This is a genomic window from Flavobacterium sp. 9, assembly GCF_002754195.1.
In the GTDB taxonomy this organism is placed as follows: domain Bacteria; phylum Bacteroidota; class Bacteroidia; order Flavobacteriales; family Flavobacteriaceae; genus Flavobacterium.
In genome coordinates this window covers 4,261,430-4,285,349 of record NZ_PEEU01000001.1, presented here as the reverse complement: position 1 = coordinate 4,285,349, position 23,920 = coordinate 4,261,430, and the positions used below count along the sequence as shown (strand labels likewise).

Below are 23,920 nucleotides of genomic sequence, written 5' to 3'. Positions count from 1 at the left end.
ATATACATTTTTGTAATTCTATTATATCTTATTTACTTGTTATTCTTTTGATCACTTTTACAGATTCTGTTTTTACATCTGTTTTAATATTGATGATGTAAATTCCCTCTGCATAAGCACTTAAATCAACTGGTACAGTTCTACTCGAGATACTGAAATTTTGCAGCGTTCTACCTGTCATATCCACAACACTGGCTGTTCCTGAAGTAAAATCGTAACCTATAATAACATTTGTATATGTCGATACCGGATTTGGAATGGCTTCTATACTTGATTTAACTTTTTCGATTTTTGTTTTGTCTTTCAACTTTACAACCCAAAAATCACTACCCCCAATATTGGAGTTTTTATCTTTTGAAGCGCCTGAATTAGACGTTCCTGCCATCAAATATCCTCCATCGCGGGTTTCTATCAATTTTCTAAGAATATCCTCGCCTGCACTTCCAACGGTTTTATTCCACAATTCCTCTCCTTTTTCATCAATCTTTAAGGCGATATAATCATTGATTCCGTCTTTTTCTTTGACAGCCACATTGGTTAATTTTCCAACGATTCCCTCTCTTGGAACTCTTCTTTCACTTTGGGCATATCCGCCAATTAAATACGTATGATCTTTGTTTTCTACCAATGAGGTCAAAATATCCACTTTTCCAAAATCATAGGTTTTACTCCATACAACTCCTCCTTCTTCATCTAGTTTCAAAACCCAATAATCGGTTCCGTTTCCAACTATTCCTCCCAATAAAGTAAGTGGGTTTGTACTGTTTGAATTTGCTCCTATAATATATCCGCCATCATTTGTCTGATGAATTACATAAGGCTGGTCATCACCTTCTGCCCCATAAGAATTTTGCCACTCTATTTCTCCAACATCATTTATTTTTAAAACCCAAACATCTCCAATTCCTTTATTGCTTTCCGTTTTATCACCAGATCGTGATGAAGTGGAATATCCCGCCAGAATAAAACCATTGTCTGTTGTTTGCTCCATACTTCTTAGTAAGTCTGCATATTCTCCTCCGTAAGTTTTTTGCCACTCAATAACACCTTGTTTGTCCAATTTTACAACCCAGTAATCCATGTTGCCTCGACTTTTTTCTGATTTACTGTACAAATCTGCTTTGGTAGTTGTCAGGGACTTTGCATCAGGTTTAATATCTAAAATAGAGACAGGGCTGGGGCTTGAAGATCCTCCTAAAATATAACCTCCGTCTCTGGTCTGAAAAGCGCATAACAATTCATCTGAACCATTGCCGCCAATTGTTCGTTGCCACTGCTCAGCTCCGGAAGCATCTAATTTTATAACCCAAAAATCAGTAAGTCCTTTACAATCTTCTGCTTTTTGAAAACCTGTTCCTGAACTTGAAGTTCCTGCCAGAATAAATCCACCATCTTTTGTGTTTTTGATACTTTGAAGTAAATCAAATCCACTTCCTCCAAAACTTTTCTGCCAGTCAAGTTCTCCCTTTTCAGTCATTTTCCACACCCAATAATCAAGATCTCCATGATTATCGTCTGATTTATTTCCTGTTTTATTAGATAATGAACTTCCTGCCAAAATAAAACCATAGTCGGCTGTTGGCTGTGCGTCAAAAAGGTAATCAGCATGTTGTCCTCCATATGATTTTTCCCAAAGAATATCTTGAGAATAAGTAATTAATGGCAATAAAAAAGGAAGGAGTAGGTAAAGTTTTTTCATACGCATTTTAGATTTCAAACTATTTTTTGCCTGCAAATCTAAATGGTGATTCTGTCAAAACTTTACGGGTTTCCTCATTTTGAAATTCTTTTTATAAGCCATTAAAAAAACATGAGCAAAGACGCCACTTTAGAGTTAATAAAACTTATCAACTTCATTTATTTTTTAAAATTATCCTAAAATTATTCTTATAATTACCTCATCGAGACTATGAATAAATTGTTATTCTTAAAATTTGAAACATGGCTTTCTGCAAGTCACAAATCCATAATTTCTATTAAATAAAAAAAGCGCAAAGTCAGAGACATTTGCGCAGCTTTTTATAAGGAACTCTTTGCAGAGCAGGGATGGAGTATTTAACTTTATCTAAAATTTAATGTAAATCATATTGATTAAAAGATTTAGCATCCAAAACATTTACAACTCAATTATCGCCTTTTTCGATTTCTAACAATCCCGAATCAGCAACATATTTGTTCGTTAATCATTAACGCTTAATACATTACTTAAATTAATTTTTAGTTTTCAAAAAATAGCTCTTTAAAATTAAAAATATCTTTAAGCCAATAACAAGTAATAGAATTACAAGAAAAATCATATTTAAAGAAGCCGATACAAATTTGTACACAATACATATATTTAATAAAAGAATAGCTGATAAATCGTAAAATGTAAAATTTGATATCTTCTGTTTTGAAATAATTGTATAAGTATTGTAGAGCAATAGAACTATAAATATCAAGACAAATACAAAATTGATGTAGTAAAGTTTCAAATCAGCAGTCTTTAAAGAAGAAAAAAAAGGAACCAGTAAAAACTGAATTAATTCTAAGTATGTAAAACGTTTTTTATTTAATATCATTTCTATAATTTGTTTTTTGAATCTGCAATTTATTACAGCATAAAAAAATGCACAAAGTCAGAGACATTTGCACAGTTTTTCATTTGAAATTATTATAGAATACCTTATTCATACATTTCAGGTTTTACGATATATTCTGTTACGAATTCTCCGTTCTTATCTGTGTAATGGTAGTTCAAAGTAACTTTATTATCTCTGAACGATTTCATCTGAGGATTGCTTTTTATATTTTCTAAAACTCCCGGGAAAATATATTTCTTTACGGTATCCAATTTAACCTCAGCTTTCGTTAATCCTAAAATATAATTATACTGAATCGTTTTATCCGGTAAAGCAACAACGTTTTTCAAAGTTGTATATTCATCAACTCTCATCGGACAGCTTTTATTCATTTCGTTTGCTGTCTCGGTAAGTTGCTTATCAATCGATGGGTTAAACAAGGTTTGTGTTGCAAAAAATACAATTACAAAACCCACTACAAATCCTAAAAATGTTTTAAGGTTAAATTTCTTTTCTGGCTTACCAGCAGTTTCTTTTTTGATTTCAGGAGTTATATTCTCGCTTTCGTTTCTCGACAATTCATAACCACAATTGGAGCAATATTTTGAATTTGAATCATTTTCTGCTTCACATTTTGAACAAATAGTCTTCATAAGCTTTGGCTTTTTTTGGATACTAATATAGTTTTTTTATACATGTATCTCAACGTTTAAAACTAAAAAATGCGTAAAGCCAAAGACTATTACGCATTTAAAAAACAATTAACTCTATCGACAGAGTCAACTAAAAAAATCTTACTTCAGGAAATAATCGGCATCGATTAATTTGTTTCCTGTATCATCATAAACTGCATAGTTAAAACCACTCTGAACACAATACGAACCATATTCTCCTTCTTTATTCAGGGCAATAAAACCTACCTGAATATCCTTTAATTCTTTGTTTCTATTCTTGGTGAGTTTTATAATTCTTGCGACAGCTTCTTCACAAGCTTTTTGAGGCGATTTTCCTTGTCGCATTAATTCAACGACTAAATGACAGCCGGAAATTCTGATTACTTCTTCGCCGTGACCTGTTGCCGTTGCTGCTCCAATTTCATTATCTACATATAAACCTGCGCCAATAATTGGAGAATCTCCTACCCGACCGTGCATCTTAAAAGCCATTCCGCTTGTGGTGCATGCTCCCGAAAGATTTCCGTTGGCATCCAAAGCAATCATTCCAATTGTATCGTGATTTTCGATATTCGCAATTGGTTTGTATTTACTGTCTTTTAGCCATTCTTTCCATTCTTTTTCGGATTCTTCTGTTAGCAGGTTTTCTTTTTTGAAACCTTGAGATAATGCAAATTGCAATGCTCCGTCACCAACTAACATTACGTGAGGCGTTTTTTCCATCACTGCTCTCGCAACTGATATTGGATGCTTTATATATTCTAAACAAGCTACAGATCCTATATTAGCGTTTTCATCCATAATGCAAGCGTCCAACGTTACACGGCCATCTCTATCCGGACGTCCGCCATAACCTACGCTTCTTTCTTTTGGATCGGCTTCAGGAATTTTCACTCCGGCTTCAACAGCGTCCAAAGCCGTTCCGTTCTTTTTTAGAACTTCCCAGGCAGCTTCGTTTGCAGGAATTCCAAATCGCCAGGTCGAAAGTACAATTGGCTTTTTTACTTTCTTCGAAACTATGATTTTTTCTTCTTCTTCAGAATTTGAATTAAAAGATTGCAACGCCACAGCAACTGAAGCTATTGCTGCCGTTTTTATAAAATTTCTACGATTTGAATTTGTCATAATAAATAAAATTTTAAACCATATAAGTTATGTAAGATCATTTAAGCTGGCTGTTTATAGCTACTCAAAATTAAATCATATAAGTTATATAAGCACAGTAAAATTGTTTTTTACATGAACTTACATAACTTATATGGTTTAACTAATCTAAGCTGTATAAAGCAAACTTGTCGCTCCTAATAATGCTGCAATTTCATTATCTGTAGAAACCGAAACATTGACTTTACTTCCTGATTCTTCTAATTTCTTGTTGAAAGTCGGTAAGAAAAACTCACTCGCATTTGCAATTTTTCCTCCAATAATAAAACTATCTGCCGAGAATTTTTCTAACCACGGAATAACAATCGCAGCTAAATCTTCTCCCATTTTTTCAAACGCCTTTATTGCTACTTTATCTTCGGCTTTAGCCAAATTAAAAAGCTCCAATCCGTTGCTTATTTTTTTTCCGCTTAAAGCGAAATAACCAGCAATAAGTCCACGCGCAGAAACATAATCTTCGGCAATTCCGTGTCTGTAAGGCTGATCATATATTTCTCCGTCTTTTGGTACTAAATCACCTGTATTTATAGATTCTCCTTTGTCAATAAAACAAGCGCCAAGTCCTGTTCCAAGTGTGATTGCCATTACTTTTTTAGAAAGATTATCAGCATCTTTAAAAACTTCGCCTTTACCAAAACAAACCGCATCATTTTCAAAAAGGATCGGAAAATCATTTGACAGATTCAATTTATTCTGAAACAAATCCCGAACATTTAATCCATAAAAATGCTCGTATTTTGATTGCCCTTTTATCCAGCAAACTCCATTTTCATAATCAAATGGCCCAGGCATGCAAACTGCCAATCCAGTTGTGGTTTCTACTTTAGAATTTTCGATAGAAGTTCTGATCGCTTTTTCCCAAATTGTCATTACTTCTTCTACTGGCAAATTAGAATCAAACGACTCTTTATGCAACGAAAAATCAATGACTTTCATACCTACAATATCTATAATCGCTGCGGTAATATGTGTACCTCCAATGTCTAATCCAACGGCATATTCTTTATTCATTCTTTTGTATTTTGGATTTGAATCACTAAGAAATCAAGAGAAAACTAAATATAATTTTCAATTCACACTTAATCTCTTAATGCTATATTTTAGTTTTTTAAATGTTTTTGTCTTTTAAAATTTGCGGATAATGAATACTCGTATGAACAATCATTTCGCCAAATAATGTATTCGCCCAAGCAAACCATTTTCGGGTAAACTTTGTTACATCGTCTTTATGGAAAGATTCGTGCATAAATCCTGTATCGGCGTTTGTTTTGATCAAGTTGCTAATACAATGTTTTATTTCATTTTCATCAACACTTGTAATCGCTCTTAAAACAATACTCATTGGCCAAATAGTATCTGTTCCGGTATGTGGCCCGCCAACACCTTCGCCTGCTTTTCCTTTATAGAAAAACGGATTGTTTTCTGAAAGCACGACTTTTCTTGTGTTCAAATACAATTGATTGTCCGGTTCAATTGCGCCTAAATAAGGTAATGATAATAAAGACGGAACATTGGCATCATCCATCATATGGAAACTTCCGTAACCGTTTACTTCAAAAGCAATGATTTTTCCGAATTTTGGATGATCGATAATTCCGTTTTCTTCTAACCCTTTCTGAACTTGACCTTGTAATTCTTTGGCTTTAGCTACTAAATTATCATCTTTTAATGCTGGCAAAGAGAAAATTTCCTGAAGATATCCAAGTACTTCGATCGCAAACATATTACTCGGAATTAAATACCCAAATAAAGTACTATCGTCACTTGGTCTAAAAGTCGAAACAATTAATCCGCAAGGTTTTACCGGATATCCGTAACCGCTTAACGGCACGCCATCTGTAGCCCAAGCTGTAACTCTCTGAAAATTGTATGGTCCTTTATCTGTCCAGCGTTGTTGTTCTTTGAAAGTTTGAATAACCAAAAGCATCGCTTCTTTCCACTTGCTGTCAAACAAACTGATGTCTCCCGTTTCTTTCCAATATCCATGCGCAAGTCTTATTGGATAACACAAACTGTCAATTTCCCATTTGCGTTCGTGAATACCAGGCTGCATTTTAGTCATGTCATTTTTCCATTCGCTTACCTGATTAAAATCTTTGTAAAAAGCATTCGCGTAAGGATCTAATAAAATACATTTAGTCTGGCGATTGATTACTCCTTTTACCAATTCTGCCAGTTTTTTATCTTCTTTTACAAACGGAATATACGGCCAAATCTGCGCTGTACTATCACGCAGCCACATTGCATCGATATCTCCTGTAATCACATATGTATCAGGTTTTCCATCGATGATTTCAAAATCTACAGTTGTATCTAAAGTGTTTGGAAAACAGTTTTCGAACAACCAAGCCAATTCCGGATTTGCGATTTGCTTTTTGATTCTTACGATTGCGGCTTCAACGGCTTTACTCGTAAATTTTCTTTCGCCTAAAGGTGGTCTTTTCGTAATAAAATCTTTCAAAGCAAAATTGAAAGCATCTGAATTCATTCCGAAAACATCGGTTTGAAGTGCCAATAATCCTGCTGAAAAAATCCCTGTGTTTTTTATAAATTTTCTACGTGATTGCATAGTATTATTTTGAAGTTGAATAAGAATATGGATAAGAACTTGCCGAAGTTCCTCTTTGTAAATTAGGTTTACTGCTCATGTCAAAATTTAACTCTCCGCCTTTTAATACATCAAAATGATTGATGAAATTTTTGGTATGAGTTGCATTGTTCCATTTTAAATCCTGAACATATTTATTGGTTTCAGAATTGTTTGGTGCATTGATTACTAATTGTTTTCCGTTTTCTAATTGCAAGGTTAATTTCTTAAATAATGGTGCTCCAAGAACATATTCGTCTGTTCCCGGACAAACTGGATAGAATCCCATTGCAGAGAAAACATACCAGGCAGAAGTTTGTCCGTTATCTTCATCTCCGCAATATCCGTCAGGAGTTGGTTTGTATAAACGGTTCATCACTTCACGAGACCAATATTGAGTTTTCCAAGGTTCACCCGCATAATTGTACAAATAAATCATGTGCTGAATAGGTTGATTTCCGTGAGCATATTGTCCCATATTCATGATTTGCATTTCACGGATTTCATGAATAACTGCACCATAATAACTATCATCAAAAATTGGCGGAGTTGAGAAAACTGCATCTAATTTTGCGGTGAATTTTTTCTCACCGCCCATTAAATTAATCAAACCATTTACGTCATGAAAAACACTCCAGCTGTAATGCCACGCATTTCCTTCGGTAAAAGCATCTCCCCATTTAAACGGATTGAAATCTTTTGGGAAGCTTCCGTCTTTATTTCTACCGCTCATTAAACCAATTGACGGATTATAAAGATTCTTATAATTCATCATTCGTTTTTCGTATAAATTAATTTCTTTTTTAGGACGATTTAAGGCTTTAGCCAATTTCCAAATCGAGAAATCATCGTAAGCATATTCTAATGTTCTGGCTGCATTTTCATTGATTTTCACATCATAAGGAACATAACCTAAAGTGTTGTAATACTCCACTCCTTTTCTTCCTACAGCTTCTAATGGACCTTCGTTATTGGCGCCATGTAATAAAGCTTCATACAATTTATTGATATCGTATCCTCGTAATCCTTTGATATAAGCATCAGCAACTACAGAAGCGGAGTTATTCCCAACCATTACATCTCTGAATCCCGGACTTGACCATTCCGGCAAGAAACCACCTTCTTTATAATCGTTGATTAATCCTTGCTGCATTTCTGTATTGATAGAAGGATAAACTAAATTTAACAAAGGGTATAAAGCTCTGAAAGTATCCCAAAATCCTGTTCCTGCAAACATATAACCCGGTAAAACTTGTCCATTATACGGGCTGTAATGCACGATTTCTCCTTTTGCATTTACTTCATATTGCTTTTGCGGAAAACAAGCGGTACGGTATAAACTGGAGTAAAACGTTTTTAGTTGTTCTTCGCTTCCACCTTCAGCAGATAATTTTCCTAAAACTTTATTCCATTCTTGTTTTGATTGCGCTACAGTTTCATTAAATGAAGAAGTTCCTAATTCATTCTTTAAATTCAACTCAGCTTGTTCCTGACTGATAAATGAAGAGGAAACTTTTACGTTTACGATTTCTCCTTTTTTAGTTTTGAAACCGACAATTGCACCAACATGATTTTCTTTTAATTCTAATTTGTCTTTTTCTAAAATTTTATCATGCCACGTATAATTAGTAGCAAATGGTTTATCGAATTGTAGTACAAAATAGTTCTTAAAGTTCTCCGGAACGCCACCACTATTGCGTGTTGTATATCCTATAATTTTATTTTCTGACGGAATTATTTTGATATAAGATCCTTTATCAAAAGCATCGATTACAATAGAAGAATGCTCATTTTCAGGAAAGGTAATCTGAAAATGTGCTGCTCTTTCTGTTGCAGTAATTTCGGTCGTTACATCATAATCAGCAAGGTATACGCTGTAATAATATGGCTTTGAAACCTCAGCTTTATGGCTGAACCAGCTCGCTCTTTCGTTTTCTTCAAAAGTCAATTTTCCGGTTACCGGCATGATCGAAAACTGTCCGTAATCGTTTATCCAAGGCGATGGCTGATGCGTTTGCTTGAATCCTCTAATCTTTTCTGCGGTATAAATATACGCCCATCCGTCGCCCATTTTTCCGGTTTGTGGCGTCCAGAAATTCATTCCCCAAGGTCGACAAATTGCAGGATAAGTATTTCCGTTCGAAAGACTATGCAAAGATTGTGTTCCCATTAAAGGATTTACATATTCTACAGGATCTAAAGTTTTAACTTGCGCGTTTGCTGCAAAAAAGCACTGCATTACCCCTAAAAAAATTAAACTCTTTATTTTCATTTTGTGTGAATTGTGTGTTGTAAAATGTGATCTGAAAACTAAAAACTGTGACTAAAAAACACCTCTAAAATCTATATTCTATATTCTATATTCTATATTCTAAATTCTAAATAGGTCTATCTTCCTTTTTTACTCCAAAAGTTGTCGATGGTTTACTTCCCATAAACAATTTTAATTCTCCTCCTTTTACGATCATATCATGTGTAATGTATGATTTTGTATAAGGCTTTCCGTTATATTCTGCTTTTTGAATATAGATATTTGTTTTGCTATTATCGATTGCATTCAAAGTAAACGAAATTCCTTCTTTATGATGAATTGTCGCTGTATTTACCAACGGACTTCCTAAAACATAAATTCCGTTTGCCGGATTAACCGAATAAAATCCCATTGAAGAGAAAACATACCAAGCCGACATTTGTCCTAAATCTTCATTTCCGCATAATCCGTCCGGTTTTGTCGAGTAGAATTTATCATCAATTTCACGAATTAATTTTGCTGTTTTCCAAGGTTGTCCTGCATAAGCATATAAATATGGAATATGGTGATTTGGCTCATTTCCTTGTGCATATTGACCAATTAATCCACTAATATCCGGTGAAATTTCTTCTCCTTCTACTTTATCTGTGATTAAGAAAAGTGAATCTAATTTAGCTAAAAACTTATCATCATTTCCAAATAATTCAATTAAACCGTAAGGATCCTGAGGAACCAACCAAGTGTATTGCCACGCATTTCCCTCAACATAATCGTCTTTACGATGTGCTGACGAAAGCGGGTTAAATGGTGTTCTCCAATTTCCATCAGTCAATTTCCCTCTCATGAAAGTAGTTTCTTTATCGAAATAAAGTTTGTACAAATTAGCTCTTTTAGTGAAATAATTATAATCATCTGTTTTGCCTAAAGATTTTGCCATTTGTGCCACACAATAATCATCAATTGCATATTCTAAAGCATTCCCAACGGATTCTAACATTTTATCAGCAGGAATATATTCTAATTTTTGAACATAATCCATTCCGTCACGCGTTTGCATCGCCGTTTTTTTGATGGCTTCGTATGCCAATGCGGTATCGTAATCTCTGTAACCTTTCATATAAGCATCAACAATAACAGCAATCGAGTGATTTCCGTTCATCGTATTGGTTTCATTGCCCATTAAATGCCAAACCGGTAATCTGCCTTGCTGTTCGTAGATTGCCAAAAATGACTTAACGATATCGTTGATTTTATCCGGTTGTGTAATCGTGTATAAAGGATGTAAACCACGATATGTATCCCAAAGTGAGAAAGTCGTGTAGTTTGTGAAATTTGCTTTTTCGTAAACTTTCTTGTCTGTTCCTCTATAATCTCCGTTTACATCGTTGAAAATAGACGGCGCAAACATGGTGTGATACAAAGCAGTGTAAAAAACTTTCATGGTTTTATCATCTCCTTTGATCTGAATTTTATTTAATTCTTTGTTCCATTTTGAAGTCGCTTCTTTTGCTACAGCATTAAAATCCCAACCCGGAATCTCCGCTTTAATATTCGCAGAAGCGTTCTCATAACTTACCGGAGAAATCCCTACTTTTACTAAAACTTGTTTGTTTTTTAAAGTCTTGAAATCCAAAACGGCTTTCATTTTTAAACCTTCTCCTTCGTTTCCGGAAACAGCCGTTGTATTGTCGTAAAGTGTAATATTTGAAATTGGTTCTGAAAATTCGATCGTAAAGAAAATACGTTGATCAGCCGCCCAACCCGCAGAATATCTGTATCCTGCAAGAGTAGTTTCATTGATTTTTTTGATAAACGTTTTTACTGGTTTATCCCAACCTATTCCGTCTGCAAGATCAAGTAAAACGTGATTATCTGTAGTAGAATTAAAAGTATATTTATGAAAACCGACTCTTTCGCTGGCGGTTAACTCGGCTTTGATTTTGTATTTATCTAATAAAACGCTGTAATATCCGGCTTTGCTTACTTCGTTTTTATGAGAGAAATAAGAACCGTAACCAGTTGCCATATCTTCTTTTGTTCCTTTGGTAAGTGGCACTTTTCCTGAAACAGGAAGTAGCAAAATATCGTTTAAATCTCCAATTCCGGTTCCGCTTAAATGCGTGTGCGTGAATCCTAGAATTGTGTTACTTGCATAGTTGTATCCGCTGCACCAATCCCAACCTTCAAACACATTTACGGGACCTAATTGTACGGCTCCAAAAGGAACATTGGCGCCCACAAATACGTGTCCGTGACCTGCAGATCCTATAAACGGATTTACATATTGGGTGTAATCTAAACTAGCTTGTTTTGCTTTCTTTTCCTGCGAAATTGCAGATAAATTGACTAACATAATTATAGCGAAAACAATTTGTTTGTATTTTGTAATCATATTATTGTTTTTTATTTTGACTTGCTTAAATGATGGGCCACGGATGATACGGGTTAAACTGATTTACACAGATATTTTTTTAATTTTTGAACCTAAAAATTTAACCGCAAAGTACGCAATGATTTACGCAAAGATCGCAAAGTAGACGCACTGCTGTGCGCCTCTACGGAAAACCTTTGTCCCTTTGCACCTCAGAACCTTAGTACCTTTTAAGAACATCATATAGAGAATAAACTCTAACTTCTGGCTTTGCTATTTTTCCTTCAAATGTGATTGTTTTTTCTTCTCCTGCTTTTAGGCTGAAATAATTATCGCTCCATTTTCCGGTGTATCCTTTTATCGAAACATTGACGTATTTTGCATCTTTTAAGGCTTTCAGCGTCAGCTTGTTTCCTTTTAGTTTCCAGGTAATTTTTGGATCATCTAGTTTTAAACTTATCGGACGAGTTAAATCAATTTCCGGAGTTTTATCATCTCGATACGCTTCTTTCATTGCATACCAAGCCGCTTTTGGTTGTCTGTCATAATAATCAGTTACACTCCAACTTGCTACTGGCCAGCAATCGTTAAGCTGCCAAACCAAAGTTCCCATATTATAAGGCGCTTTTGAACGGTGGATTCCGATAATATTTTTAAGAGAATAATACTGTAAACATTGTGTCAGATACGTATAATCCTCAACATTCATTTTACTTATTTTAGCAGAATCAATAAAATAACGACTCAAATACGAATCTAATTTCATAAATCCTTTTCCGGCTTTTTGATGCGCCTGCAAAATATCCGAATATAAATATCGGTCTTCAGCCTGCGTAAATCTTTCGATAGAAGAATAATTTGGCATTGCCTGCATTCCGTATTCGCTCACAAAACGTCCTGTTTTATTTTGTACCGCTTCAACATCTTCTAATCCCCACCAGGTTCCCCAATAATGGCTATCACCTTCAGTTAAACTTTTTGCTTTTGACCAATGAAATGATGGCGAAGAACTAATATATGGACGTTTATTATCGACTTCTTTTACCCATTTTGGAATACTGTCCTGAAACAAACGAACGTAATCTTTCCATAAACGAATCGAATCTTGTTTTGGCATTTTCATGCTTTTTTGCCATCCCCAATCTTTAAAGGCTTCGTCGATTTCATTATTTCCGCACCATAAAACGATACTTTTATGATGACGTAAACGCTTAACCTGATACTGAACTTCTTTTTTTACATTGGCAAAAAAAGCATCATCTCCCGGTATCATTGTTCCGGCAAACATAAAATCCTGCCAAACATAGATTCCGTTTTTATCACATAAATCGTAAAAATAATCATCTTCATAAATTCCGCCGCCCCAAACACGAAGCATATTCATATTGGCATCTTTGGCCATACCAATAACTTTTTCGTATTCTTTTTTGGTTACTCTGGATAGAAAAGCATCTGACGGAATATAATTGGCGCCTTTCATATAAACTGGCTTTCCATCTATTTTAAAATAGAATGTTTTACCAACATTATCAGGTTCTTGTACCAATTCGATTTTGCGATCTAATACATATGGTTTCTCTGGATTTTTATTGTCGTAGGCTTCTAATCTTGGCGTTTTCCAAATTCCGCAAGTGGTGAATTTTGGTCCCCAATCCCATCCAAAATGATATTGCGCTTTACGAACATAAGCACGTGGATTATCCGGAATTACAAATGGTAAATCTTTTTTTGCAAGTGAATCAACTACATTTTGTGCCGATTTAAATACAATTACCAAATCGTTATTTCCTGATTTCAATATCTTTTTTACATCTACACGCCATTGCAGGAACATATTATCAGCTTTCAAAACCAATTGGTTGTTCAGGTAAACGGTCGCATAAGTATCTAATCCGTCAAAAACGAGTTCTGTATTTTTCTTTTTTAAAGTTTCGGGAGTTACTTTAAAAGTGGTTTTATATTCCCAATCTTTCTTTTCGATCCATTCTAATTTTTTCTCATTGTCTCTGTAAAATGGATCCGGAATTGCTTTATTATTCAATAAATCAGTATGGATTTCTCCCGGAACTGTTGCAGGATTCCATTTTTCAGTTTTTGTTTCCCGATATTGCCAACCCGTTTTTATATCTATGTTTTGAGCATTTGCTGCCAATGAAAAACTGGCAAGACAAATTCCGACAAACCAATAAAAGCTTTTTTTACATTCCATTCTTACTGAGTACTATATTATATATACATTGCAATTCAATCGTTGGCAGTTTGAGAAGGATAATTGATTTTTCAATTATTCCTTCTCTTTAGGTTTTTAATCAGAATAAAAGGTAACTAACAAAATATCCAGAAATCATTTCCTTTTTTACGGCTGCCAAGCTTTATTTTAATTATTAATTATTGATTTTAAATTGTTAATTCTTTTGAATTAAAAAAATCGAAAACTCAATCATTCACTTTATGTTCTTTTGATGATAATTCCATCTTTTTCAGCAGAAGCAACTTGTCTTTGCGAAAAAAAAGGTTTTAAACAGGAACGGGTTTCTGATATAACTCCTCTAATTTAATGAAAATCAAAATAGAAATTAAAAATAAGCCGGGTGGTACAGGTATTCCTACCCGGCTTAATTCAACTAACTAACCAAAATTATTAACTATTGTTTATCCCACCAGATTCTGGTTGTCATTAAATCCAACCCTTGGCGAGCTATTGCAGCTTTATAATTAGCCTCATTTGTTATCAATTCTGACTGATCATAAATTAATCTTCTTGGTACAGTTCCTTTTGTTTCTCCTGTAGGATCATTAACCGGAACTAAAACCGGATATCCTGTTCTTCTGTATTCTGAAAATGCTTCAAAACCATTGAATAACAATACAATCCATTTTTGAGTTATAATTTGTTCAATTTTTTGAGCTTCTGTTCCAGTAGCTTTAAAAGGATGAGCAGCAATATAAGTGTTGTATTCTGCAAGCGAAACTGCTGGTACTTTATCTCCAAAAATAACCAGAACTTCCATCGCAGCTCTTACTCCGTCTTCGTAATATTTTTGTGCTGTTCCTCCAACGTTCCAGCCTTTTACTGCTGCTTCTGCCAATATAAATTGTACCTCAGCATAAGACATAATCAAAGTTGGTGCATCTAAACGTAATACGGTAGAAGTGTTAGGATCTGAGAATAATTTTTTGTTTCCTCCCGGAAATTCTTTTGCATCATTTGCAAGTCCTTGTTGGTTTGCAGGATTGTTGTCTCCTGAAGCTTCCAATTTAGCGTAAATTCTTAAACGTGGATCGTTATTGTTTTTCAACATATCGATAAACGTTTTGCTGTATTTTGTATTAGCATCTCCTCCGTTAAGGTCATTTCTAACCCAAGATGAAGTAATAGGATTTGTTTTAACTCCTTGTGGTCCTGCATCATGTTTTAAAACAAGGCTGTCATCATTTGAAGTAAAAACACCTTTAGCTGCAGCTTTCTCAACATATTGTTGTGCTTTTGCAGGGTTCACTTTAGACAAACGCATTGCAACTCTCAACATTAATGAGTTTGCCAGTTTTTTCCATTTGGCAACATCACTTTGGTAATACAAATCGGCGCTACCTACAAATGCTTTATTAGCATCCAATGCAGTACCAGCTTCATCTAATTCTTTTAAAAGGTCATTGTAGATAGCTTCCTGTGTGTCATATTTTGGGGCAAAAACATTTCCATTATATCCCTTTCCTGCTTCGAAGTAAGGAATTTCACCGTAAGTATCTGTCAATTTTTGAAACATGAATACTTTCATGATTCTGCAAGCCTGAATCATATTACTATTTTCAGGAGAGTTTGGTACTACAGATAATAATTGAAAAATTTGATTCAATCCTTTACCGTATGATTCTCCAAAAAGAGATCCTGAATATTCAGAAGAATAAGTATATTTTGAACCTGGTCCGCCTAAAGAAGAAAATTGCTGAACGATTTGAGCCGCATATGCATTGTTTCCTCTTGTGTTAGAATAATCTTGTCCGTCTACATAAATCTCAGCAAGTGTAAACATAGATTTTATCGCTGGATCTGTCAATGCATTTGGATTCGTATTCATTTCCTCGAATCCTTTATCGCATGATGTTAATGTCATTGCACCAACAATTGCGATACAGAATATTTTTATAAATTTATTTTTCATCTTTCAATTTTATTATTAAAATTTGACATTAAGGCTTACACCATAGTTTCTTGTCAAAGGCATAGATGCTCTTTCAAGTCCTTGTGCATTACTATTAGAATAGTTTGATTCTGGATCGATGTTTGGAACTTTGTCATAAATTGTCCATAAATTATGAGCAGAAAACGCTAAGCTAACCGCTTGAAATGGTGTTTTAGACAAAGTCGATTTTGGGAAATTATAAGCAAAAGAGATTGCTCTTAATTTTACGAAATCAGCATCGTAAACAAAGTTTGATGTTATATCACTATAACTTCTCCAGTAATCGTATGCAGAAACTGTTGTGTTTACAGGATTTCCGTTAACATCTTTTCCTGATACCTGAACTCCGCCTTCACGTCCCGGAAGTGTTTGCTCTGATAATCCGTAACGAGTTCCTAATTGATTTGTAGCCGAGTAGATTTCTCCTCCAAATTTAGCATCTACAAAAACTGAAAGTGTGAAATTTTTATATTGAAAATCATTCGAAAGTCCCATTGAAGTTGGCGCTACACCTTGTCCTGCAATGATTAAATTTCCTCTCATGAATTTACCGTTTGTATCAAGTACAATATTTCCTTGTGAATCTCTTAAATAATCATAAGCTTTGATTACTCCAAAAGGCTGTCCTTTTTCTAAAACTACAGAAGCTCTTGAATCTCTGTTTCCTTCTAATGATTTGGTTGTAATTTTGTCTGAAAGACTTACTACTTTACTATCATTGTAAGCAAAATTATATCCAACGCTCCAAGAGAAATTTTTTGTTTTAACTGCTTTTACATTCACAGCAAATTCTATCCCTTTATTCAGGATTTCTCCCACGTTGATTTTTGTAGTTCTGTAACCAGAAGCTTGAGAAATATCAGCATCAGCAATATCGTTTGTTGTTCTTTTTTGGTAAAAAGTCAAATCTGTACTTACTCTGTTATTGAAAAATGTATTCTCGAAACCAAATTCGATTGTACTTACATTATAAGGTTTCAAATATTTATTTGGAACCGTTTCTCCATTAACACCCAAAATTGGCTGTCCTTGAGAATCTGTTTGTCCGTCTGGCGAAGTATAAGTCAATGACAAAGCATAAGCGTCTGGCAAAGCTCCTCCTACGTTACCCCAACCTGCTCTTAATTTTCCGTAAGACATCCATTCTGGTAAATCGATAATTTGAGAATAAATGAAACTTGAACTTACAGATGGGTAAAAAGTACTGTTGTTTGATGGATCTAAAGTAGAGAACCAATCTTCACGACCTGTTAAACTTAAGTATAAGAAATCTTTGTAACCTAAATCAGCTGAATAGAAAAGTGAATTTACTTCGCTTTCTGAAAACAATTTCTCTGTTTTGTCCGGTTGTGTATTTCCGTAGAAATATTTGAACGGAACGATAAAATTGTTTCCTTTCATTTTAATACCGCTGTATCTGTTGTGTTGACGGTTAGCTCCAATGAAAGCATCCAAAGAAAGATTCTTGGCGATATCACCTTTATATCCTAAAAAAGCAGAAGCGTTATATTCAGAACGGCCTTCAACTCTGTTTTCATAAGATCCTCCAGGATTGTAGTTGATTCCTGTAGGCTCGATTTCAGTGTATTCATAATTAATATCATCAATACCAATAACACCTTTAGCATAAATTTTCTCAGTAATGTTATAATTTACTTTTGCAGAACCAATAAAACGCTTTCTTAAGTCTTCATTCAAAGGCTCTTGTGTAGCAAAATAAGGATTTGTATGGTAAGTGTTTGCACCAAAATAATCTGCTTCACCACCGTTTTCATCGTATCCGTTATTGATCCATCTAATGTCTGTTCCCGGAGTTAGGAATGTCGTTGGGAAAGAAGGATTTCTAGGCGAATCATTCAAATAAGGTCTATTATTACTTTTCTCTGTAATATATTGTGCGTTAGTTTCTACACTAATTTTTTTGTTTGGTGCCGAATTCAAACTCAAAGCCACGTTATTTCTTGCGAAATTTGTTCCCGGTAAAATAGACTCATCTTTAGTGTTTCCAAAAGATAATCTGAAATTAGTAGTTTCATTTCCACCAGAAATAGCTAAAGTATTACTGAAAGAATATCCTGTTCTGTAGAAATTCTCAACATTGTCTTTTCCGTAAGCTTGGTATGGTCTTGTTTTTCCGTCAAGCGAAAGAGAAGGTGTTCCGTCGTATTTATCTCCCCATGCAAAATAGTAAGAATCCCTAAGTTCCTGTAAGTCTGAAAATCTTGTTGCAACACCATTTACAGGCGCTCCGGCTCCGTATTGATCTTGCCAGTGCAAAAGACTTGCAGGTGTATTAAAAGTAGAATTTGTATTAAAATCTACTCCAATTCCAGTTCCGTTTTTACCTTTTTTAGTTGTAATCAAGATAACACCATTTGATCCTCTGTACCCGTAAAGAGCAGAAGCAGCACTACCTTTTAATACAGACATAGAAGCAATATCATCTGGATTGAAAGAAGACATACCATCTCCTTTATCAGCTCCACCCCACATATTTGCATTTCCTTGTTGACTGTTATCAATCGGAATTCCGTCTACCACATACAAAGGCTGGTTTAATCCAGAAGCAGATGTTGCTCCACGAATTACTACACGGCTTGAACCTGAAGGTCCTGTAACAGGTGCAGAAACGTTAACTCCGGCAATTTTTCCCTGAAGGGCATTTCCTAAGTTAATCTCTTTATTTTTTGTCAGGTCGTCGCCTTTAATTTCTCCAACTGCGTAACCTAAAGCTTTCTTTTGTTTCTTAACTCCAAATGAAGTTACTACAACATCTTTTAATTCTTGTAAATTTTCTCCTAATACAACCGCAACACGGTTTTCTTTTTCCTGAAGTACTACTTGTTTTGAAGCAAAACCTATAGAAGATACATTTAAAGTTACCTTCCCTTCCGGAACATTCATCTTGAATCTACCTTCAGCGTCTGTAACTGCGCTAAACGGTTTTCCTTGAACCTCTATGGATGCAGCAACAATTCCCTTGTTCTCTGCATCAGTCACTATGCCTGTTATTAATCGGTTTTGTGCAACAGCTCCTAAGCTGCTTAACAATACCATTCCTAACACTGCCAATATTCGTTTCATAAGCATTTTTTTTGGTTATTTGTTTTGATTTTTGTTGATTTTAACGTGATTGTTTTTAATAATTAGTAATAAAATTTGAACTCAGTTTAATATGGTATCTAAAGATCTTCACCTCTAAATACTATGACTTAACAGCAACATAAATACTTTCCTAATCTTAAGAAATCGATATAGTGAACACGTTAAAAAAAACAACTGATAAACACAGTTTAGTCTTCTAAAACTTACTAAAACGATTTAGTAAAATGACTAAAAAAAAACGAACCGTTTTTTTTTAATTTTTTTAAATATTATCCTTTAGAATCAAACAGATTCCCGGATTATTAACCTGCCTTTTTTAAGGCTTTTTTCTACTTCAAACTTCTCCATGTCAGTCATCTGACTCATTAACAACTGTATCGATTTAACTGCGATATCCTCAATAGGCTGCGCAATTACAGTAATTGTTGGTGTATGCAATTTAAAACTATCATGATCATCAAAACTAATCACCGAGATATCGTCAGGAATACTAATTCCCATCTTTCTAAAAGCCTGAAGTCCCGCAAGTCCCATATAATTGGTTAAAAATAAAACAGCATCTATGTCTTTGTTTTTTTCAAAAAAACTTAATATATCGGCTACCTTATTTTCTTCAGTACTATTATAATCCAGGTGAAGCACAAGTGTTTCATCATAGTTCCCTTCTTCTTTCAAAGCATCGCGATAACCATCTTCTCGTAATTTCATCTGAACCATTTCAGATGTATTATTTACAACAGCAATCTTTTTACAGCCTTTATTGATCAAAAATTTTGTAGCCGTATTAGAGGCTTCATAATTATCCATTACAACATGACTTACTCTTTGACCTGGAAAATACCTGTCGACTAATACTACGGGTTTTCTTAATTTTATAAGAAGATCTATTTTCTCTTCAAGATTTTGTGTCGGCGTAATAATAAAACCATCCACATTTGCCTGCAAAAGACTATGTATCAACTCTTCAGAACGTTCATCATCTCCACCAGTACTACAATAAAAAACCCTGTAATCAATGCTCTTCGCTTCATCTTCTATGACTCTCGCAAGATCTGCAAAGAATTGATTCGAAATATCTTCAACAATAAGTCCAATCGATCTTGTTTTTCCAGTTCTTAGACTGGTTGCAATCATGCTGGGTCTGTAGTTAAGCTTTTCAGCAACTTCCTGCACCTTTTTTATTACTGCAGGACTGATTCCCATTTTCTCGCCTTTATCATTAATGACAAAAGATACAGTAGATATAGACACTTGCGCCTCTGTGGCAATATCCTTAATAGTAATCTTTTTCATTTAGCGAATTAATTTTTTATTAAGTTGTTGTTAATTGAATCACAAATATATATATAAAAATAGTTACTAAAACGATTTTGTAATTATTTTTTTAAATAAATCATTTTTTTAGAGTTAATTACAAGTAGAATCCTCAGTAATTATAAGTTTTTCTTTATTAATCATTTATTCCCATTTTAATGATTTCGAACTTTTACAGGATATAACCAGCCTTCTGATAAAGTATTTTCAACTGAGAACAGACAAAAGCTTAAAATCAATAAAAATTCGAAAAAGGAACAGAAAAGCACATTAAAATACAGAATTTTCGGTAAAATTTCTACAATTTATTTTTTCATAACGTTAAGATTTCGAGAAAGCATCCAAAACCTTAAAGAACTATTTTTCTCTATCTTACATTATCTTTTATGAAATGTACACTTCTAAAACAGAAGCATAACCATCTAACATATAATCACTTATATCTGCAGGCAATAAAACAGTATCTCCTTTTTTATATTTATAAATTTCATTCTCGTATCTAATCCCAAAAGAACCTTCAATACACATATAAACCGTAAATGTTTCTCCGTTTCTACTCACATCAATTGTTCCGTCAAGCGGAATAAAATTCGTTGTAAAATAAGGACAATCAACCACAACATTTGATTGATTTTGAATCATTTCGTACTTTTTATGTGTATCTACTTTATTATAGTTAATTGCATCAAGTGCTAAATCTACATGCAATTCTCTTTTATTTCCCTGAGCATCTGTTCTGTCAAAATCATACAAACGATACGTAATATCCGATGTCTGCTGAATCTCGGCAACAACCAATCCCGCTCCTATCGCATGAACTGTTCCTGTTTCCAGAAAAAACAAATCTCCGGCTTTGGCTTTTACATCGTCTAAAATAGAAACCAATGTATTATTATTTAGATTTTCCAGATATTCTTCTTTGCTTGAATCCTCTTTAAAACCTACAATAATTCTTGCATCATCATCGGCTTGCATTACATACCACATTTCAGTTTTACCAAAAGAATTATGACGTTCTTTTGCCAATTTATCATTTGGATGAACTTGTATCGATAAATCTTCACGAGCATCAAGATATTTAAACAATAACGGAAATTGATTACCAAATCGTTCGTAAACTTTCGTTCCTAAAATTGCTTTTGGAGATTTTTCAATTAATTCTGTTAATGATTTTCCTTTTAATTTACCATTAGAAACAACGCTTACATCTCCTTCTACAGTAGATAATTCCCAACTTTCCCCCGTAATTTTCGAAACGATTGGTTTATTAAGAACTGTATTTAATTTTTCTCCGCCCCAAATTCTTTCTTTCAAAATTGGTTCAAATTGTAAAGGATAATTCTTTATGCTCATTTTTATGTTTTTAAAATTAATATCTAAATTGTTTTGTCGCGAACTGCAATAATTCATTCTAGTAAATCTAGTGTTAAAATTACGCAAAAAGATGGCACGCGGATGACACGGATTTCCTTTCGGAAAGACGCTGATAAAAACGGATTTTTTTTCTAATAATCAGAAAGAAAAGATCCGTGCAAATCCGTGTTTTCGCGATAGCGAATCCGTGTCATCCGCGTACCATTTCACATTTTACTTTACAGAAATAGCAACTCCTCCGCTTGACGCAAGTTTTTGTTTCAGCTTAGTTTTGCTATTTACGCTTATTTTTCGAATAGTATACGATTGCGGATTAGTTTTATAATCGGCAGTTTTTCCATCTTCATAAATTATTGCCGTATAAGATTTTCCTTTTGGAAGAAAACTAAAATCAATTGTAGCAATACGCGCGTTTTCATCAGTTATTCCGCCAACAAACCATTCTTCTTTCCCTTTTGTTTTTCTGGCGATTGTAATATAATCTCCTGGTTCTGCTTCAAGAATATAGGTTTCATCCCAATCCAGCGCAACATCTTTTATAAACTGAAATGCATCATTGAAACGGATATAATTTTCCGGTAAATCGGCAGCCATTTGCAGCGGACTATACATCGTAACATAAAGCGCCAATTGTTTGACAAGCGTTGTACTCAGCTTATTCTTTTTTGATCCGTAAACCGATAAATCTCCTTGAAAAATTCCCGGCGTATAATCCATCGGACCGCCCATTAATCGGGTAAAAGGTAAAATTGTAGTATGATCTGGATGAATTCCTTCCATAGATTCAAACTCAGTTCCTCGCGCCGATTCCTGAGCAAACCAGTTTGGATACGTGCGATGTAAACCAGTTGGACGAACGGCTTCATGCGAATCTACCATGATTTTATGTTTTGCCGCTTCTTTGGCTACATATGTATAATGATTCACCATTTGCTGTCCGTCATGATGTTCGCCTCTTGGAATAATTGGCCCAACATAACCTGTTTTTACAGCATTATAATTGTTCTCAACCATAAAATTTAAAGCATCATTTAATTGTCGTTCATACTCCGAAGTTGAAGATGTCGTTTCGTGATGCATGATGATTTTTACGTTCTTTTTTGCAGCATAATCACTTAAATCTTTTACATCAAAATCCGGATATGCTTTGGTAAAACTATAAATACGTTCTTTCTTAAAAGCCGTATTATCCTCCCAACCTTCATTCCATCCTTCAACCAAAACAGCATTAAAACCATTTGTAGCTGCAAAATCTATATATTCTTTTACATGTTTGGTATTTGCTCCGTGTGTATTATTGGGCTTTAATTTAGAGAAATCTGTTGCTCCAATAACAACGTCCTGATTATCTGAATATGCCCAAGTCGAACCTCCGCCAGTAAAATATTCCCACCAAACGCCAATATATTTAACAGGTTTAATCCATGAAGTATCTTCAAAATTACAAGGCTCATTCAGGTTTAAAATCATTTTTGAAGCCAGAATATTTCTCGCATCATCGCTTACAACAATCGTTCGCCAAGGCGTAAAACTTCCCGTTTGAATATATCCTTTATTTCCAACGGCATCAGGAACAAGGTGTGAACTCAACGAAAAAGTTTTATCATCAACATTCAGACACATTGCCGGATAATTTTTCAAAGCCGCTTCATGAATATTGATATAAAGTCCTTCGTTTGTCTTCATCATCAAAGGCGTTTGTGTTGCCAAATTTTTGATCGTAGTTTGTGCCGCAAGCGAAACGTGAGTTGCGTTATAAACGAGAGATTGCATCTCAGATATTTTAGACGTCGTATAACTATATTCGTTGGTATCATAATCTCCCGGAATCCAGAAAAGTTTATGATCTCCCGTTAAATTAAATTCCGTTTTTTCTTCCTGAATTATAAAATGACGCAAATTATCCTGTATTGGAAACTCGTATCTAAATCCTAAACCATCATTAAACAATCGGAAATAAATCGAAATCTTTCGCTTGCTTTTATTCTGAACAAGATCAGCTTTCAATTCATTGTATTGATTTCTAATTTTTTTTTGTTCTCCTAAAACCGGTTTCCAGGTACTATTTTCGGATTGAAATTTTGTATCTGTAATCTGGAAATCTTTATTGAATATAATATCCGATTTTAGAATAAAACCTAATTTACTTTCTTTGATCACTTCTTTATTCTTAAAACTTAAAGTATAAATTGGCGTTCCGGCTTCATTTAATTTGAATGTCAAAACCAGATTTCCATCCGGAGATTTTAATTCCTGAGCATTTAGGAAAGCATTAGAAATAACAAAAAAACAGATAAGGAATATATTTTTCATAAATGAAGGTGGTTTCAAGAAT

At 34.3% G+C, this 23,920-nt stretch carries 13 protein-coding genes; all 13 read right to left on the bottom strand.

Going from position 1 to position 23,920, the window contains the following annotated elements; translation table 11 throughout:
• Window positions 1-28: 28 nt before the first annotated feature.
• Entirely contained in the window at window positions 29-1,699 is a 1,671-nt protein-coding gene (locus tag CLU81_RS17780; RefSeq protein WP_099712801.1) for a T9SS type A sorting domain-containing protein, read from the bottom strand.
• Between the two features lie 966 nt (window positions 1,700-2,665).
• On the bottom strand, window positions 2,666-3,214 hold the full coding sequence (locus tag CLU81_RS17770) for a zinc ribbon domain-containing protein (protein ID WP_099711036.1): 549 nt from the start codon (window positions 3,212-3,214) through the stop codon (window positions 2,666-2,668).
• A gap of 141 nt (window positions 3,215-3,355) precedes the next feature.
• Window positions 3,356-4,360: an isoaspartyl peptidase/L-asparaginase family protein gene (locus CLU81_RS17765; protein WP_099711035.1), complete on the bottom strand. Its 1,005-nt coding sequence runs from the start codon at window positions 4,358-4,360 to the stop codon at window positions 3,356-3,358.
• A 147-nt stretch (window positions 4,361-4,507) separates the two neighbouring features.
• Window positions 4,508-5,410 (bottom strand): ROK family protein, encoded by a 903-nt coding sequence (locus CLU81_RS17760; protein ID WP_099711034.1) that lies wholly within the window; start codon window positions 5,408-5,410, stop codon window positions 4,508-4,510.
• A 97-nt stretch (window positions 5,411-5,507) separates the two neighbouring features.
• On the bottom strand, window positions 5,508-6,968 hold the full coding sequence (locus tag CLU81_RS17755; RefSeq protein ID WP_099711033.1) for a glycoside hydrolase family 125 protein: 1,461 nt from the start codon (window positions 6,966-6,968) through the stop codon (window positions 5,508-5,510).
• A gap of 4 nt (window positions 6,969-6,972) precedes the next feature.
• Window positions 6,973-9,258, bottom strand: a complete 2,286-nt coding sequence (locus CLU81_RS17750; protein WP_099711032.1) for a GH92 family glycosyl hydrolase — start codon at window positions 9,256-9,258, stop codon at window positions 6,973-6,975.
• A 106-nt stretch (window positions 9,259-9,364) separates the two neighbouring features.
• Window positions 9,365-11,629 carry a GH92 family glycosyl hydrolase gene (locus tag CLU81_RS17745; protein WP_099711031.1) on the bottom strand — a complete coding sequence of 755 codons (2,265 nt, stop codon included), beginning with the start codon at window positions 11,627-11,629 and terminating at the stop codon, window positions 9,365-9,367.
• Between the two features lie 199 nt (window positions 11,630-11,828).
• Window positions 11,829-13,817: a glycoside hydrolase family 2 protein gene (locus CLU81_RS17740; RefSeq protein WP_199174575.1), complete on the bottom strand. Its 1,989-nt coding sequence runs from the start codon at window positions 13,815-13,817 to the stop codon at window positions 11,829-11,831.
• Between the two features lie 436 nt (window positions 13,818-14,253).
• Window positions 14,254-15,771 (bottom strand): SusD/RagB family nutrient-binding outer membrane lipoprotein, encoded by a 1,518-nt coding sequence (locus CLU81_RS17735; protein ID WP_099711030.1) that lies wholly within the window; start codon window positions 15,769-15,771, stop codon window positions 14,254-14,256.
• A gap of 15 nt (window positions 15,772-15,786) precedes the next feature.
• Window positions 15,787-18,876 (bottom strand): SusC/RagA family TonB-linked outer membrane protein, encoded by a 3,090-nt coding sequence (locus CLU81_RS17730; protein WP_233209730.1) that lies wholly within the window; start codon window positions 18,874-18,876, stop codon window positions 15,787-15,789.
• A 303-nt stretch (window positions 18,877-19,179) separates the two neighbouring features.
• Window positions 19,180-20,190, bottom strand: a complete 1,011-nt coding sequence (locus CLU81_RS17725) for a LacI family DNA-binding transcriptional regulator (protein WP_099711028.1) — start codon at window positions 20,188-20,190, stop codon at window positions 19,180-19,182.
• A 405-nt stretch (window positions 20,191-20,595) separates the two neighbouring features.
• On the bottom strand, window positions 20,596-21,564 hold the full coding sequence (locus tag CLU81_RS17720) for a type I phosphomannose isomerase catalytic subunit (protein WP_099712799.1): 969 nt from the start codon (window positions 21,562-21,564) through the stop codon (window positions 20,596-20,598).
• A 234-nt stretch (window positions 21,565-21,798) separates the two neighbouring features.
• Window positions 21,799-23,898: a glycoside hydrolase family 97 protein gene (locus CLU81_RS17715; protein WP_099711027.1), complete on the bottom strand. Its 2,100-nt coding sequence runs from the start codon at window positions 23,896-23,898 to the stop codon at window positions 21,799-21,801.
• Window positions 23,899-23,920: the final 22 nt, after the last annotated feature.

Excerpts from the sequence above, each read along its gene's own strand:
- CLU81_RS17765 (WP_099711035.1), bottom strand. The coding sequence starts at position 4,360 with ATGACAAATTCAAATCGTAGAAATTTTATAAAAACGGCAGCAATAGCT.
- CLU81_RS17770 (WP_099711036.1), bottom strand. The coding sequence starts at position 3,214 with ATGAAGACTATTTGTTCAAAATGTGAAGCAGAAAATGATTCAAATTCA.
- CLU81_RS17735 (WP_099711030.1), bottom strand. The coding sequence starts at position 15,771 with ATGAAAAATAAATTTATAAAAATATTCTGTATCGCAATTGTTGGTGCA.
- CLU81_RS17780 (WP_099712801.1), bottom strand. The coding sequence starts at position 1,699 with ATGAAAAAACTTTACCTACTCCTTCCTTTTTTATTGCCATTAATTACT.
- CLU81_RS17750 (WP_099711032.1), bottom strand. The coding sequence starts at position 9,258 with ATGAAAATAAAGAGTTTAATTTTTTTAGGGGTAATGCAGTGCTTTTTT.
- CLU81_RS17740 (WP_199174575.1), bottom strand. The coding sequence starts at position 13,817 with ATGGAATGTAAAAAAAGCTTTTATTGGTTTGTCGGAATTTGTCTTGCC.
- CLU81_RS17725 (WP_099711028.1), bottom strand. The coding sequence starts at position 20,190 with ATGAAAAAGATTACTATTAAGGATATTGCCACAGAGGCGCAAGTGTCT.
- CLU81_RS17715 (WP_099711027.1), bottom strand. The coding sequence starts at position 23,898 with ATGAAAAATATATTCCTTATCTGTTTTTTTGTTATTTCTAATGCTTTC.
- CLU81_RS17760 (WP_099711034.1), bottom strand. The coding sequence starts at position 5,410 with ATGAATAAAGAATATGCCGTTGGATTAGACATTGGAGGTACACATATT.
- CLU81_RS17755 (WP_099711033.1), bottom strand. The coding sequence starts at position 6,968 with ATGCAATCACGTAGAAAATTTATAAAAAACACAGGGATTTTTTCAGCA.
- CLU81_RS17720 (WP_099712799.1), bottom strand. The coding sequence starts at position 21,564 with ATGAGCATAAAGAATTATCCTTTACAATTTGAACCAATTTTGAAAGAA.
- CLU81_RS17730 (WP_233209730.1), bottom strand. The coding sequence starts at position 18,876 with ATGAAACGAATATTGGCAGTGTTAGGAATGGTATTGTTAAGCAGCTTA.
- CLU81_RS17745 (WP_099711031.1), bottom strand. The coding sequence starts at position 11,629 with ATGATTACAAAATACAAACAAATTGTTTTCGCTATAATTATGTTAGTC.